Annotated in this window: 6 protein-coding genes; 4 read left to right on the top strand and 2 right to left on the bottom strand. The window is 39.3% G+C overall.

The genetic code is table 11. The features are described from left to right. Positions 1 to 235: 235 nt before the first annotated feature. Entirely contained in the window at positions 236 to 1,063 is an 828-nt protein-coding gene (locus BKK47_RS01855) for a DUF5718 family protein (RefSeq protein ID WP_077493230.1), read from the top strand. Between the two features lie 40 nt (positions 1,064 to 1,103). Here the strand turns inward: BKK47_RS01855 and birA are convergent, their stop codons facing one another. After that, on the bottom strand, positions 1,104 to 2,009 hold the full coding sequence (gene birA, locus BKK47_RS01860; protein ID WP_077493231.1) for a bifunctional biotin--[acetyl-CoA-carboxylase] ligase/biotin operon repressor BirA: 906 nt from the start codon (positions 2,007 to 2,009) through the stop codon (positions 1,104 to 1,106). A 134-nt stretch (positions 2,010 to 2,143) separates the two neighbouring features. Between birA and guaB the strand changes: the two genes are divergently transcribed. From guaB to guaA, 3 genes are all read left to right on the top strand, one after another. Beyond that, entirely contained in the window at positions 2,144 to 3,607 is a 1,464-nt protein-coding gene (gene guaB / locus BKK47_RS01865) for an IMP dehydrogenase (RefSeq protein WP_077493326.1), read from the top strand. A gap of 100 nt (positions 3,608 to 3,707) precedes the next feature. Continuing rightward, a complete protein-coding gene (locus BKK47_RS01870) occupies positions 3,708 to 4,382 on the top strand; it encodes an HAD family hydrolase (protein WP_077493232.1) in 675 nt (224 codons plus the stop codon). A gap of 8 nt (positions 4,383 to 4,390) precedes the next feature. Then, complete coding sequence (gene guaA, locus BKK47_RS01875) at positions 4,391 to 5,950, top strand: glutamine-hydrolyzing GMP synthase (RefSeq protein ID WP_077493233.1); 1,560 nt, start codon at positions 4,391 to 4,393, stop codon at positions 5,948 to 5,950. A gap of 351 nt (positions 5,951 to 6,301) precedes the next feature. Here guaA and BKK47_RS01895 read toward each other — a convergent pair whose 3' ends face one another. After that, positions 6,302 to 16,978 (bottom strand): YadA-like family protein, encoded by a 10,677-nt coding sequence (locus BKK47_RS01895; RefSeq protein ID WP_143529565.1) that lies wholly within the window; start codon positions 16,976 to 16,978, stop codon positions 6,302 to 6,304. Between the last annotated feature and the right edge of the window lie 257 nt (positions 16,979 to 17,235).

A 17,235-nucleotide genomic window follows, 5' to 3' on the forward strand; every position in this document is an offset into this window, starting at 1 on the left:
GAGCAAAAAAGAACGACGCACTGCAAATCTAAAAAGTTCACAACAGTGCGTCGTTGTGTGCGGTGCATTATAGGGATTTTTTTACACCACGCAAGTGATTTTTATAAAAAATTTAAAAAAATGATCTTTTGATTAAATCTCGTCCGAATCGGATAAATTTCACGCTGATCTTTTAATGATTTTCTAAGATAGAAACAGTAAAATTCAATCAATTTTGTTACAAAAGGAGAACTCAATGAACAACGCTTTTATCGGATTAGGCGTAGCAGGCAATTTTGCAGGGCATTTGGAGCAAGCGGGTGAGGCGGTGGATTTTTTACAGGTAAAAACAGTAGAGGCGGTGCAACCGAAAGCGATTTTCCCCTTTTATGTGCCAAGTGAGAAGTTGGGGGAATATCAATTTCTGTCCACTTATCCCCTTTCCCATTCTGAGATTCGCTTCCCAAATGATGCGGATAATTTACAAATTGAACCTGAAATTGCCTTAATCTGTGAGATTCAATATTCTCACGGAAAAGTGACCGCACTTTTGCCGACCCATTTCGCTGCCTATAACGACTGTTCCATCCGCCGCCCAAACGCTCGTAAAATTTGTGAGAAAAAGAATTGGGGGGAAAAATCTAAAGGCATTTCGGAAAATTGGTTACCATTAGATCACTTCAACAGCGGCGGTGTATTGGACGATTTCCACATTGCCTGTTTCCACAAACGCAATGGCGTGATGAATGAGTACGGTATTGATAGCCCTGCAGTGGGGTATAGTTATTTTCATCAAAAATTATTGGATTGGATTATCGATCGGATGAATAATCAGCCTGATGAAGGTCCGATGAATGATATTGCCGCCTTACTTGAGGCTGCGAATTATCCGAAACAAGCGATCATCAGCATTGGTGCAACACGTTACACTAATTTTGGCGAGCATCATTTTCTACAAATTGGTGATACCAGTATTGTCGCGGTATATAACGCCAAGCGTTACACCCACAGTCAAATCGCTGAAATGGCAGAAAAAGAGCAGTTCAAGCATGATATTTCTGCATTGGTGCAAAAAGTGATCTAGCATTAAGTGCGGTTAAAAACAGCGAAAATTTTGACCGCACTTATTTTCGACGAAGGGAAACTTCCCCTCCATTGAAGGTACGCAGTTTATTTCCACATTGCACTTGCAAATACCCTCTCTCATCAATGCCCTTCTCAATACCGGGGACGATACCCTGCTCAGTGATCACATTCACCGCTTGGTGTGAAAATGCATTGTGTTTCTGCCACGCCCGTTGAAATTCCTCATCAATCCCTTCTTTTTCAAAGCGTGTTAAGCGTATATAAAGATGTTGGATTAATTTAGGGAATAACGTCTGACGATCCACATTTGGATCGATTTCACACAATTGCGCGTAGGGTTGGTTAATGGCTGTTTTTTCCGGTAAGGACACATTAATTCCTACACCAATCACCAGGTTTAACCCTCCGTTTTTTACATTCGCAATCTCAATTAAAATACCGCCCAGCTTTCGCCCATCAAATAAAATATCATTCGGCCATTTCACTTGCACACCAAAGGTTTCTGCAATCGCCAAACCCACCACTAAACTGAGTCCTTCAATGGATTTTCTCGGATCAAACGTCCAATAAAAGCTAAATATCATTTGACCTGCAAAAGGTGACAGCCACTGACGCCCCCGCCGTCCCCGTCCACCCGTTTGATATTCCGCAAGACAAAGATCGCCTTTTTGAAAATGAGCAATATTCTGCAAAATCCACTCATTTGTAGAAGTGATGACCGGATAATAATGCACGCGATAAGGTGAAAGTGCGGTTGAGATTTGGTGAGAATTTAATAAAGGCAATTGCGGTATGAGTTGATAATATGCTGTATTTTCTTCAATATTTAGCCCCAATGCCCGTAATTGCTGCACATCAAAAGTGATATTTTGTGAAAACTCCGCCAATTCTGACCGCACTTTAGGTGTACAATCAGACAAACAGCTTAACAATGCCAAATTCATACTTTTTCCCATCACGAAAACGTTTGCTGATCATAGCATAAAACCTAAAAATTTCATTTTCAAAATGGTACAAAATCTGTATAATGCCGCCGCAATATTTTTTAACATTCATTTTTAACGACGGAAATATTGCTATGCTTAGAATCAAAAAAGAAGCCCTCACTTTCGATGATGTTCTTCTTGTCCCTGCACATTCTACCGTGCTTCCAAACACCGCTAATCTTTCAACCCAACTCACCAAAACCATTCGTTTGAATATTCCTATGCTCTCTGCGGCAATGGACACTGTAACCGAAACCAAATTGGCAATTTCTCTTGCTCAAGAAGGCGGTATTGGTTTTATTCATAAAAATATGTCCATTGAACGCCAAGCGGATCGTGTACGCAAGGTGAAAAAATTTGAAAGCGGTATCGTTTCCGAACCTGTCACCGTGCCCCCTACCCTTACGCTTGCAGAACTGGCTGAACTCACCAAGAAAAACGGTTTTGCGGGTTATCCGGTGGTCGATGCAGAGAAAAATTTAGTCGGCATCATTACAGGGCGTGATACTCGTTTTATTTCAGATTTAAGCAAAACAGTGGCGGATTTTATGACCCCTAAAGAGCGATTAGTCACCGTCAAAGAAGGGGCAACCCGTGAAGAAATTTTCCGCTTGATGCACGAAAATCGTGTGGAAAAAGTATTAGTGGTCAATAACAATTTTAAATTAAAAGGGATGATTACCCTAAAAGACTATCAAAAAGCCGAAAGTAAACCGAATGCCTGTAAAGATGAATTTGGGCGTTTGCGTGTAGGTGCGGCAGTGGGTGCAGGCCCGGGTAACGAAGAACGTATTGATGCGTTAGTCAAAGCCGGCGTGGATGTGTTGTTAATCGACTCTTCACACGGTCATTCCGAAGGTGTACTACAACGTGTGCGTGAAACCCGTGCCAAATACCCTGATCTTCCTATTATCGCCGGCAATATTGCCACAGCTGAAGGAGCGATCGCTCTGGCTGATGCCGGAGCAAGTGCCGTGAAAGTAGGGATCGGACCTGGCTCAATCTGTACTACTCGTATCGTCACCGGCGTAGGCGTGCCACAAATCACAGCGATTGCTGATGCGGCAGAAGCCTTGAAAGATCGTGGCATTCCGGTTATTGCCGATGGCGGTATCCGCTTCTCAGGCGACATCGCCAAAGCCCTCGCTGCCGGTGCAAGCTGTGTGATGGTGGGGTCAATGTTTGCCGGTACGGAAGAAGCCCCGGGTGAAATTGAGCTTTACCAAGGCCGTGCCTTTAAATCCTATCGTGGAATGGGCTCTTTGGGAGCAATGTCAAAAGGTTCATCGGACCGCTATTTCCAATCGGACAATGCTGCCGACAAACTCGTGCCGGAAGGCATTGAAGGGCGTATTCCATACAAAGGCTACTTAAAAGAAATCATCCATCAGCAAATGGGCGGTTTGCGTTCTTGTATGGGATTAACGGGCTGTGCCACTATTGACGAACTCCGCACCAAAGCGGAATTTGTGAGAATCAGCGGTGCCGGCATTAAAGAAAGCCACGTTCACGATGTGACAATTACTAAAGAAGCCCCGAATTATCGGATGGGGTAATCAGGTAAGGTGGGCTTTTAGCCCACTTTTGTTGTTTAAAGTGCGGTCATTTTTCACAAAGTTTTCAAATTTGAACGTTTATACTGAAAAGGGGAATCCCATGCTCCAAGCAATTATCTTCGATATGGACGGTGTGATTGTCGACACGGAATTTTTAGAATACCACTTGCAGGCGAAATTTATCGAATCTATCAAAGAACATGATCGCACTTTAACGCTCCTTGAGCGTTCAGAAGTCGTAGGAAAGGGACTATCTGAGATTCCTGAAATCGTGAAAAAATTAAGCGGTTCATCCTTACCCCTGGAAGAAGTTAAACAACGCTATGTTGATTTTTTCAACCAACTTTTTTCGACAGTGGATTATCCCTCAATTTTTCGTTCTGATATTCAAAAAATTATTGATTTTGCCAGACAACATCACATCAAATTGGCGGTAGCCTCCTCTTCTCGCCTTGAACATATTCAGAATATTTTGACAAAATGTGATATTATTCAGCACTTTGACTTTATCGTCAGTGGCGAACAATTTGAATACAGCAAGCCTGATCCGACCATTTATCGCTACACGCTTGAAAAATTAGGCACTCAGGCAAAAAATACTGTTGCGATTGAGGATTCCTTTTTCGGTATTCAAGCGGCAAAATCTGCCTGTATTCCTGTGATTGCCTACGAAGAAAAGCGAATGCATATTGACCAATCCCAAGCCGATTATTGCGCTAAGGATATGAACGAAATTTTAACCATTATTCAAAAATTACATCATTCATCTTATTAAGGTAAAAAATGACAAACATTCACCACCATAAAATTCTGATCCTAGACTTTGGTTCACAATACACCCAACTCATTGCTCGCCGTGTGCGTGAAATCGGGGTTTACTGCGAACTTTGGGCATGGGATGTCACGGAAGAACAAATCCGTGAGTTTAATCCAACCGGGATTATTCTTTCCGGCGGACCTGAAAGCACCACGGAAGCAAACAGTCCCCGTGCGCCGGAATATGTTTTTAATGCCGGAGTCCCAGTGTTGGGTATTTGCTATGGTATGCAAACTATGGCAATGCAATTGGGCGGTTTAACGGAAACCTCCGATCACCGTGAGTTTGGTTATGCCTCCGTTTCATTGGAAAATTCGACCGCACTTTTTGCCAATCTCAACGATGGCGATAACAAATTAGATGTTTGGATGAGTCACGGCGATAAAGTGACCCGTTTACCCAATCACTTTTCTGTTACAGGTACAACGCCAACTTGCCCGATTGCGGCCATGTCTGATGAAAATCGTCATTTCTACGGTGTTCAATTCCACCCTGAAGTCACCCACACGAAAAGCGGTTTGGAATTATTGAAGAACTTCGTGGTGAACATCTGTGGCTGCGAAACCAAATGGACGGCAGAAAATATCATCGAAGACGCTGTAGCCCGCATAAAAGCACAAGTGGGCGATGATGAAGTGATTTTAGGCTTATCAGGTGGCGTAGATTCCTCTGTTGTCGCCTTATTATTGCACTGCGCAATCGGCAAAAACTTGCACTGTGTCTTCGTGGATAACGGCTTATTACGCTTAAACGAAGGCGATCAAGTGATGGAAATGTTCGGCAATAAATTCGGTTTAAACATCACCCGTGTGAACGCAGAAGATCGTTTCCTAAGCGAACTCGCCGGCGTGGACGAACCGGAAGCGAAGCGTAAAATCATCGGTAAAGTCTTCGTCGATGTGTTTGATGATGAATCGAAAAAATTGCCAAATGTAAAATGGTTGGCACAAGGTACGATTTATCCTGATGTTATTGAATCTGCCGCCAGCAAAACAGGCAAAGCCCATGTGATCAAATCACACCATAATGTGGGTGGTTTGCCGGATTATATGAAACTTGGCTTGGTCGAACCATTGCGTGAACTATTCAAAGACGAAGTGCGTAAAATCGGCTTAGCGCTCGGTTTACCGGCAGAAATGCTCAATCGCCATCCATTCCCGGGTCCGGGATTAGGGGTGCGTGTGTTAGGTGAGGTGAAAAAAGAATACTGCGATCTCCTCCGCCGTGCCGATGCGATTTTCATTGAAGAATTACACAAAGCAGATTGGTATTGCAAAGTCAGCCAAGCCTTCACCGTGTTCCTTCCGGTGAAATCCGTAGGCGTAATGGGGGACGGTCGTAAATATGACTGGGTTGTTTCTCTCCGAGCCGTTGAAACCATCGACTTTATGACCGCTCATTGGGCACACTTACCATACGAGTTATTAGGCAAAATCTCCAACCGGATTATCAATGAAGTAAATGGTATCTCTCGTGTCGTGTATGACGTAAGCGGAAAACCCCCGGCAACAATTGAGTGGGAATAAAAACCCCACTTTTCATAGTCTTTCAATTCATTTCAAAAATAGCTCAAAGCCCTGTAATACCAGGGCTTTTCTATTTCAAATACTGACCTATGAATGAGATATTGATAAAGCCAAATAAATAAAATAATAAAGGAATAGATAAGAAAATTTGCCTTAAATAATCTCATTTTTGAGTTGTGGTAAAGTGAAAATAAATGAGGTAAAAATTTAATCTTAAAGCAAACTATCGGATATGAGATTTTTAAACAAGAGACGGTCAGATTGGGTTTGATCTTCTATAAATAAAGAAAGCTCAATCTCTTAGATAAAAGATTGAGCTTTATAACATCGGATTCAGCTATGAATACTTAATTACCATTCATAACCAAGACCGACCGCACTTACAACATCACCACGAGTATTGGTACTACCACTTAATTTCAGCAATACTTTTCCGTTATCGCTGGCTTTGGTATAACCTAAGGCCACCGCATTTTCACCACGATAATTACTCGCTGCAACGGCAACCATGGATTTTCCATTTCCTCTAACCTGTGGTAAACCGGCAATCGCAGCTGCCCCTGCAATACCCGCTCTCAGATCTTTATCAACTTTGTTAATCTTGTTATTTAAGCCATTAACATTACTGTTAATATTATTGATATTTCGATTAACTGCGTATAACTGAGAGCCATTTACCGCATCAGTCGAAGTTGCGGAAACCTCACCAGGTGCGACATTGGTAATTTTTTTATTGCCTGCATTAATACCATCAGTCGTCATGCTTGGGCCATTTTTCACAGAAACACCACGATTGTTTACAACGGTATTACCTGCCCTTACAGAACCATCATGACCAAGGTCAACATCTTTTGCAAGCTGAACTTCTAAAGTGCCTTTACCGTCGGCCTTAACATTAATGTTACCTTTTGCGGATTTGAAGTTTTCAGATTGTGATTTAGAAACTCCTTCACCTTTCACTGTAACTTTACTGTTAAGTTTGTTGTTGTTCACTATTCCATTATTACCTGTGAACTTCAAGCCGTCATCAGTAGTGGCGATTTCGTGAGTTTTATTTGGATTGTCTTTTTCCACATAAACCAAACGAGTTTCACCATCTTTCCCATCAACGCCAACTTTACCATCTTGACCTTTGATAGAAATGCCATTTTTGCCATCTTTACCATTTAAGCCAATTGAGCCGTCTTTTCCGTTGATAACTACTGCTGAACCATCTTTACCGTTCACACCGATAGAGCCATCAGCACCGTCTTTACCATTGGTACCTTTTTCACCCACAGTGACTTTATTTGCCGTTAGGTCTTTCGCTAAAGCGACAACAACTTTGCCGTTTTCTTCATAAGTTTTGATGTTTGTCGCATCATATTCGGTATCAGCTTTCTCGCCTTTACCAACTATTTCAAGTGTTTCACCAAGATTTTTATGAATACTCTGTCCACTTTGACCTTTGAAGTTCAAACCTTCTCTAGCCAGTTCTTGCTTAACGTTGTGTAATTGCGAACCGTTTACAACATCCTTAGATGTTGAACTAATTTCACCATCAGCAACATTTACAACTTTATTACCACCGTTATCTAACCCTTTATTGGTTAACGTCACATTGGTTTTACCATTGTCAGATGCTCTGATTGTGATACCACTATCATTCATCGTTGTGTTGCCAGTGGTTACAGAAGCGAAATCAACATTATCTTTGGTTTTCACAGTATATGTCGTGCTACCATCAGAATTTTTTGTTGGTATCACTTCAATATTTTTACCTGCATCAACCTTTGTCGTTGCTTGAGCAATACCATCTTTTAACTGTTTCACATTAACTGCATCAGTATCGTCTTCACCTGCTTTCACGTTAGTGATCTTGTTACCATCAACACTTAAATATCCCCCATAGATCGTTGTTCCACCTGCTTTAAACTCAATTTTTTGACCATCTTTACTTGAGATAGAATCAACATTTTTCAAGTCTTTAGCTAATTGAACTTCTAAAGTACCTTTGCCATCAGCTTTAACATTAATGTTGCCTGTTGCCGATTCAAAGTTATTAGATGCATTTTTATCAACACCTTCACCTTTAATGGTCACAACAGAATTTAATTTATGGTTATTAACCACTTCATTGTTACCGGTAAATCTCAAACCATCGTTAAGTGTTGCCACTTCTTCGGTTTCACCGTTTGATTTTTCATAAATGATACGGGTTTTAGTTTTGCCATCTTTACCGTCGTTACTATCAAGACCAGCTTGACCTTGCACAACGGTAATTGCGCCACTCGAACCATCTTTACCGTTAATACCAATAGTTCCTTCTTTCCCATTCAAGGATATACCTTCTTTACCATCAGCCCCTTTCAAGCCAATAGAACCATCTTTACCATTGATAGAAACTCCATCCTGACCATTTTCACCTTTAACAGTGATAACACCTGATTCTTGATTATTACCAATAGTGACATTTTTATTTAAGCCAACTTGTAACTTAGCTTTGCCATCTTCATTAACGACTTTAGTGATTACACTTCCATCACCTTTTACGGTGACTGTTTCACCAAGTTTTGCTTTAACGTCATTACCATTTTCATCCGTTAAACCAAATCCACCGCCTTTTGATGGGTCAGTAATGTTACTAATGGATTCTTTTAAGTCACCAACATTAACAGCATTGTTTAATGTATTACCTTCAGCATCTGTTAAAGATACTTTATTACCATTAGCGTCTTTCAAACCACTATCAACATTAACAATCTGGTTTCCGCCATTGTTCAGCCCCTTTTCTGTCACGCTAACAGTTTTATTTGCAGGAGCATCTTTTGGTGTAATGGTTAAACCACTGCCATTGATAACAGATTTATTACCAGTCATTTCATCAATGAAGTGTGCACTTGTTAAATCTTGTAGCTCTTTAGCCATTTTAAGAATTAACTTACCACCTTCATTATCAACACGTAAGTTTTTATCTGTAACATTAGCATTCGCATTTAATTTCCCTAAGATTTCTAGCTCTTCATTGAGTTTTTTAGCAATAGAGTCACCTTTGTCACCTTTAAATTTTAAACCATCGTTAAGTGTTGCCACTTCTTCGGTAATGGTTTTATTCGGATCTTGAGGATCTTTGGTTTCATAAACAATACGTGTTTTGCTTTCACCATCTTTTCCGTCAACACCCGCTTTTCCATCCGCACTTTTAATGGTTAGACCATTTGCTCCATCTTTACCATTTAAGCCGATTGAGCCATCTTTACCATTGATAACCACAGATGAACCATCTTTGCCATTCACCCCAATTTGACCATCAACCCCGTCTTTACCGTTTTCACCTTTTTGACCGACTGTCACCTTATCTGCAGTTAGATCTTTAGCCAAACCAATAACGAGTTTGCCATCTTTAGTCATGGTTTTGATATTTGTTGCATCATATTGATCATCAGCTTGTGTGCCTTTACCTACAATCTCAAGTTTTTCACCTAGATTTTTGTGAATATCATCACCGGACTGTGCTCCAAAGTCTAAGCCTTTAGCAGTAAGATCTTTCTGAACGTTATATAACTGAGAACCATTTACTGCATCAGTAGATGTTTCAGTTACATCACCAGCTTTAACATTAGTAATCTTATTGCCATCGACGCTTACATCACCACCAGAGATGGTTGTACCCCCATTTTTGTTTAGCACAACACTTGATTGACCATTTGTAATAGTCTCAATATCGTTAAGGTCTTTTGATAATTGAACACTTAACTTACCATCTTTACTATTCACTCCGATGTTGTCTTTTGTTAGCTTAGCTTTATCCGCTCCACCAACGATTTCTAATTGTTCATTTAGCTTTTTAGCTATAACTGTAGTGTCATCACCTTTGAATTTTAAGCCATCGTTAAGCGTTGCCACTTCTTCGGTAATAGTTTTACTCGGGTCTTTAGGATCTTTGGTTTCATAAATAATACGTGTTTTACTTTCACCATCTTTTCCATCAACACCCGCTTTTCCATCGGTACCTTTAATGGTTAAACCATTTGCCCCATCTTTACCATTTAAACCGATTGAGCCGTCTTTACCATTGATAACTACTGATGAACCATCTTTGCCATTCACGCCGATAGAACCGTCAATACCATCTTTCCCGTTAGCGCCTTTCTCGCCAACAGTGACTTTATTTGCTGTTAAATCTTTCGCTAAAGCGACAACAACTTTACCATTTTCAGTGATGGTTTTAATGTTAGTTGCATCATACTCAGTATCTGATTTCTCTCCTTTACCCACAATCTCAAGTTTTTCACCTAAGTTTTTATGAATAACTGAATCATTACCCGTTGATTGAGTACCAAAATCTAAACCTTTCGTGTTGATTGCATTGGTTGCATTATAAAGTTGTGAACCATTTACAGCATCTTTAGATGTTGCATTTACATCACCATCTTTAAGGTTCGTAATTCTATTACCATCAACACTGACATCTCCGCCCTTAATGGTTACAGCCGGTTTGCTTGGATCATTATTATCTTTACCGGTAAAGACAATTGATGAGTTATTGCCACCAATCGAATTAATACCGTTAAGATTTTTAGCTAAACGAACGGTTAAATTATTAGAACCATCAGAAATAACACCGATGTTATTCTCTTCCGAAAGCTCGTTTCTATCTGTAATACCACCTATAACATTTACTTGTTCATTTAAGTGTTTTTTGATGACATTTGTATTTGCAATTGCATCACCATAGTATTTCATACCATCATCATGCGTTGCCACTTCATGTTCTTTGCCATCTTTATCTTTGTAAACAATACGGGTAATTCCATCTTTACCATCTTCACCGTCAACGCCAGCTTTGCCTTCTTTTACAGAAATATCAGCCGATACACCATCACTACCATCAGCGCCTTTAGGACCGGTTAAGCCAATGTGACCAACTCCATCTTTACCGGAGATAGAAATTGCATCTTTGCCATCTTTACCGCTGATTCCGACTTTGCCATCTTCACCATTTTGTCCATTAGGACCAGTGATTGTCACACCATCTTTACCATCAGCACCATTTTTGCCGTTTACAACAATCTTATCTAAATTAGTTAGGTCTTTATTCAGCGCAAAGCTATAGGTTTGATTTTCATCAGTACCACTTTGAGTGACAGTTAAATTTTTACCCGCATCCAGATTAACTACTGCGCCAGGTTTTACAGTTTTCGCCACGGAAACACCATTTACATTACCGGTTGCATTTGCATTCCATCCGCTATTGTTTACGATATCAACCACTTGATGAACTGTTGCTATACCATTTGCACCATCTTTACCATTCTTACCATCTATTGGGGTAGTTGGAGTTGCACCTAACTTAACATCATATTTAACAATACCATCGCTATCTACTGATGCCGTTGTATAGTTACCATCTGTGAAGTTTAATCCTTTTGATAAAGTAACAGTTTGATTATTTTTACCGTTTGCTTTATAGGTTAATGGAGCATCACCAAGGTTTTGTTCTGCAACAGAAACTGTATAAGTTTTCTGACCTGTTGTTTGGTCTTCACTTGGTGTTACCGTGACATTCTTGCTACCGGATTGAACAATCGAACCTAAACCGGTAATCACTTTCTTACCGTCATTAGTAATATTTTCTAAATCTGATTTGGCAATATTTGTGATTTTGGCTTCACCTGTAACATCCTTGCCATCACCATCAACATAAGTCATAGTTACTGTGCCGCTATCATCCACTTGGTATTCACCCGGTTTGATATGACGTTCTGCCGCTTTCACCGAATCCAACTGGCTAAAGTTAACTGCATCTGTAGGATTTGTACCATTGGCTACATTTTTAATTTGGTTTCCGCCATTATTCAAACCTGAGTCTGTTAAAGATACCGTTTTAGTTGTATCAGCCGGGTTAGTAATAGTAATACCGCTATTATTTACAGTAGTATTGCCTACTTTTACAGAACCTCTATCAGTTAAGTTAATATCTTTGTTAAGTTTAACTTCTAACTTATTGCTACCATCTGCGACAACATTAATATTGCCCGCCGCAGATTCAAAGGTGTTAGCTGTAGCTTCATTAACTCCTTCACCTTGTACTTTTACTAAAGTATTCAGTTTATGTTTATTTTCAACAGACTCATTATTACCAGTGAATCTTAGTCCATCTTCTAATGTTGCAACGGTGTGATTCGTACCTTTATCATCTTTATAAATAATACGGGTCATACCATCTTTACCGTTAGCCCCATCCGTTCCATCAACACCAACTGAACCTTTATCTCCTTTGATCGTTAAGCCATTACTACCGTTTGTGCCATTTAAGCCAATAGATCCGTCTTTACCATTAATAACTACAGCCGAACCGTCTTTACCATTGATACCAATCTTACCATCAATTCCGTCTTTACCTGGTGTGCCCGGTTCACCTTTTTCACCAATCGTAATATCATTTGCTAAAGAATAAGTATAAGTTTGGTTATTAGGATCCGTCACATCTTGTTTAACTGTTAAGTTTTTGCCGGCATCGAAATTCACGACCGTACTTGGCGCTACTTTAGTTGCTACTGATGCTCCATCTAGATCACCTGTTGATTTTGTTGCATTAGCTAACCAACCACTGTTATTAATTGCCTCAACTACAGTTTTCACTGTTGCAATAGTATTACCATTTGCGCCATCAATACCTGCTTTACCATCAGCACCGGTTGTAATATTACCTACGTTTACACCGTATTGAACTTTACCATTCGCACCTACTGTTGCGGTTGTGTAGTTACCATTTGTGAAATCTAAGCCTTGTGATACTTTAACTTTTTGTGGATTCTCACCATTAGCTTTGTATGATAGTTCTGCGTCACCTAAGTTTTGAGCTATTGCGCTAACTGTATAAGTTTTTTGGCCTGTTGTAGCATCAGTTGTGTTGGTTACGACTACGTTATTGCCGGCTTCAACAACTGTACCTAATCCAGTAATGACTTTCTTACCTTCATTAGTAATATTGGTTAGGTTTTTACCCGCTGCATTATCAATTCTGTCTTTTGTATCTTGCGTTAAATCAACAGTAACATCCGTACCTGCTGCGGTTGTTGATACATACTTACCATTATCACCGCTTACAACGTTAAATTGTAAACCGCCATTTTTACTGAAAGCTTGAGCATCAGTCGTAGTTGATTTATCACCACCTAATTTAATCGTATTATTAAATTTATTATTAACAAGACTTAACTGTTCTTCGGTTGCAGCTCGACCTTTAGTACCAAAATCCGAACCATCTATCGTTTTATTTGTTAAACCGGTTATGTCGCCAGTATTGCCGTTAAAATTGATCGCAGTATTACCGCTACCCACAGTTACTACACCGTTCGGGTTGAAATTTATTTTACCTGTACCGGTATCACCTGTAATAGAAGTAATATTGGTTAATTCACCCTCTACATTAACAGCATAAGTATCTACATCACCATCAACACCTTTAGTCACAGTCGTATTTTTGCCATTAATAACTTTAACTGCTTTTTTCGCCTCGTTACGAATTACAGTTTTACCACCATCAGTAATATTAGTTAAATTAACATTGGCTGCATTGTCGATTTTGTCTTTTGTCTCTTTCGTTAAATCAACAGTAACATCCGTACCTGCTGCGGTTGTTGATACATATTTACCATTATCACCACCTACAACATTAAATTGCAAACCGCCCGATTTGGATAGTTTTTGTTCACTAGTTGTACCTGAATTACCGCCTAATTTTATACTGTTATCACCAATTTTAGTGTTTACTACATTAGATACCGTTTTTAATTGATCTTCTGTAGCTGCACGACCGGATACCGGAGTTGGGTTGGTTACATTCCAATCAGTATTGGTTAAGCCTGTAATGTGACCATCCTTACCATTTAGGTTGATTGAATTATTACCGCTGACATTCACAACACCATCTGGTCTGAACTCAACTTTACCTGAGCCATTACCGTTAGTAATTGAAGTAATATTCGCTAAAGCACCCTCGACATCTACCTTAAATGTTTTAACATCATTCACATCACGGTACGATACTTTAGTATTTTTACCATCTTCCATATTAATTGTAGCTTTCGCTAAGTTTTTAATCTTAGTTTCACCTTCATTATTAATATTGGAAAGATCTTGTTTGGCAATTCCTGTGATTTTTGCTGTTTCATTTGCGACTAATTTTCCATTACCATCGGTATAAGTCATTGTTACAGAACCATCATTCTGAACAGAGTATTCACCTTTTGTAATATGTTTTTCATCACCTAAATTAGCAATACTTTGGTCACCATATTTAATACGATCGCCCTCGTACTTAATAGTCGTATTATTCGTTTGATCACCAAGTTTAATCTCTTTAGTATTAACGCTATTTAAACCTTTAAGATCTTTTGCTAATTTAATTGCTAAACCGCCTTGTGCCGAACTGGAGCCTTCAGTTCCAACAACACCAATATTATTGTCTGATAAATTATTTTCCGCGGCACCACCTGTTACATTTAACGTCTCTCCTAGTTTACGATTTACAGTTACACCTGTATTATCGCCTTGGAAATTTAAACCTTTAGCAATTTCACTTGTATTTTTAGAAATATTCTGAGTGTTATTAGCAATATTATTGGCATTATTTGTAACATTTTGGTTTGTAGCAAAAAGTTGAGAACCATTTACTGCATCCTTACTATTTGCATTAATCGTGCCATTTGAAACATTGGTAATTTTTTTATTACCAGCATCAATACCATCTTTAATGATTTTTGGCCCATCTTTAATTGTCAAACCTTTATCATCTAAAGTTGTATTACCTGTTGTCACTTTCGTGAAAGAAACGTTTTCTTTAGTCGTAATTGTTAAATTAGCATTATTTTGCGTAATATTAATATTATTGCCTGCGATGATTTTCACCGTATCACCCATTGCAATTTTTTGCTCTTTATTGCCGCTTACTTCACCTGAACCAATCTTATCTGTTGTGATTTTCCAACCTTGTTCAATTCGTGATGCAACAGCATATAATTGAGAACCATTAATTGCGTCAGTTGAATTAGCTTCAACATGCCCCGCCGCTACATTTTTAATTTGGCGTTCTTTACCTTTTTCACCAACACTTACAAAGCGGCCTGAATCCTGAACAGAGCCACTGAAATTGTAAGTATGTCCACCAATCGTTTTATTTGCGACCGTCTCAGTTGCATGTGATCCTATGGTTGTAGAATTATCACCAAGAATGACCGAACCGGTTGTACCCGCATTAATATTTGCACCAATAGCAATAGTATTAGCCCCGGTTACATTCGTATTATGTCCGATTGCAATTGACTCTTTTGCATTTGTTCCTGTACCGGTCATTTCACCCAATGCAATAGATCCCGTACCTTTAGCACCTAAATTATCATAATTACTATTAGTTTCTTTTTGTTTAGATTTATCAGCATTAACACTTACATAGTTGGTTTGAGCGAGTTCTACCGCTTTTTTTACATTACTCAGTTTCTGATTTTTAATATCAAACTCAGGTGCTTTATAAGTGTAACGACCAGTAGTGCTATCAATGTTGTAACCAGTATAACCATCTCCGGCAATAGATTTTGCTAAATTATCATTAACCTCAGACAACTGTTTAACATTTACTGCATCAGTGTCTTCACGACCTGCCGCTAAATTAACTAAACGGCGCTCTGCACCTTTATTTGCGATCGCAACAACACCACGCTCAACATCAAAACCATCATTTGTATATTTTGCGTTTTTATTTTTAATATCTTCTTGATTAACAATAGTGCCGTTACCCAAAGCCAATGAGTTATTAGCATTAGATATTGCCCCCTCACCAATACTCATCGCACCTTTTTTAGTTGCTTTTGAGTTTTTACCGATAGTTATCACATTTTCATGTAACGCTTGGGCATTACTACCAAAAGCAATCGAGTTGGCCTCAGTTGCATTAGCATTACTACCAAATGCAACAGCATCATTCTTATGCGCTTTAGCTTCTACACCGAATGCAATAGAATTGGTTTTAGCACCTAATGAATTGTAACCAAAAGCAATAGATGCATTCCCTATCGCTCTTGAACTTGTACCAAATGCAATCGCTTTTTCTGCAGTGGAGGAACTAGGTTTAGTTACGTTTTCACCTAAGTAATTATCACGTACAGAAGAAAATTCCCCTGTGCTGGCTAATGAACCAAATGCAAAGGAATCATTACCATTTGTTTTCGCTCCCGAACCAATTGCAACGGAACGATCACCATTTGATTGGGTATTACTTAAACCGTCATACTTGGTTCTTTTCGCCTCCCCAGCTCCAGGTAAACCATCAAGAGTTTTAGGCGCGGCATTACCAATCGCAATAGATTGATTACCATTTGATGTCGCGGACGCCCCAAATGCAAAACTTGCATTCCCTTTTGCATAGGCGACAGAACCGATTGCTGCAGAATAGTCACCAATCGCAGCGGATTGACGCATCATTGCAAGAGAGTTAAATCCTTTGGCTCGAGCAGAAGTACCAATTGCAGTTGAGCCTATATCTTCCGCATTTGAAAATGCACCGATAGCAGTAGATAGTCCACCAATAGCTTGAGAATAATCACCGATTGCAATACCATTTGAAGATCCCTCTTTGTTAAGAGCATTACTCTTATTACCAATTGCGATACCAAACGCATATTCTCCGTTATTTGAATAACCATCGGCTAAGTTACCTTGCCTATCGGCATCACGGTAAGATTTATTACCAGGATTTTTATAATCATATGCCCAAGTAATAGTAGCTCTAGCATCAGGTTTAGCACTCGCACTAGGGTTGGGTTGTGCAGTGTGCGGAGTGCCTGCAATTTCAACATAAGCATTAGCCACAAGAGGTGTGGTCGCAAGTGGCAATGTAATTGCAATTGCTTTAATTAAATTGGCACTCAATGAGTCAGGCTTATTTGAAGTAGTAGAAGAAGAAATTGCCTTGACTTTAGAAAGCTCTGATACAGCAGTCCATGTTTGAGTTGCATGATTCCAAATGACTTTAAAAATCTTATTCATATATTTACTTATCCTTTTAATTCAGGGTTATTTTCAAGAATAAACACCCACCACATTTCAGTGTAAAATTTCCTGATATAACCTATGAATAATAGCTATTTATCTTGGTATATATGCTACCAACGGAATAGTAGAGCCAGTCATTTAGACTAAAATATAAACCTCTAAAGCTATTATTCATCACCAGTAGAAAATTTACCTGCTATGATGGTTTCATTGTGCAGTTTGTTGGTCTATAGTCATCAGTTAAACGCTCA

The sequence above is a fragment of the Rodentibacter mrazii genome, from assembly GCF_001998825.1.
GTDB classification, from domain to species: domain Bacteria; phylum Pseudomonadota; class Gammaproteobacteria; order Enterobacterales; family Pasteurellaceae; genus Rodentibacter; species Rodentibacter mrazii.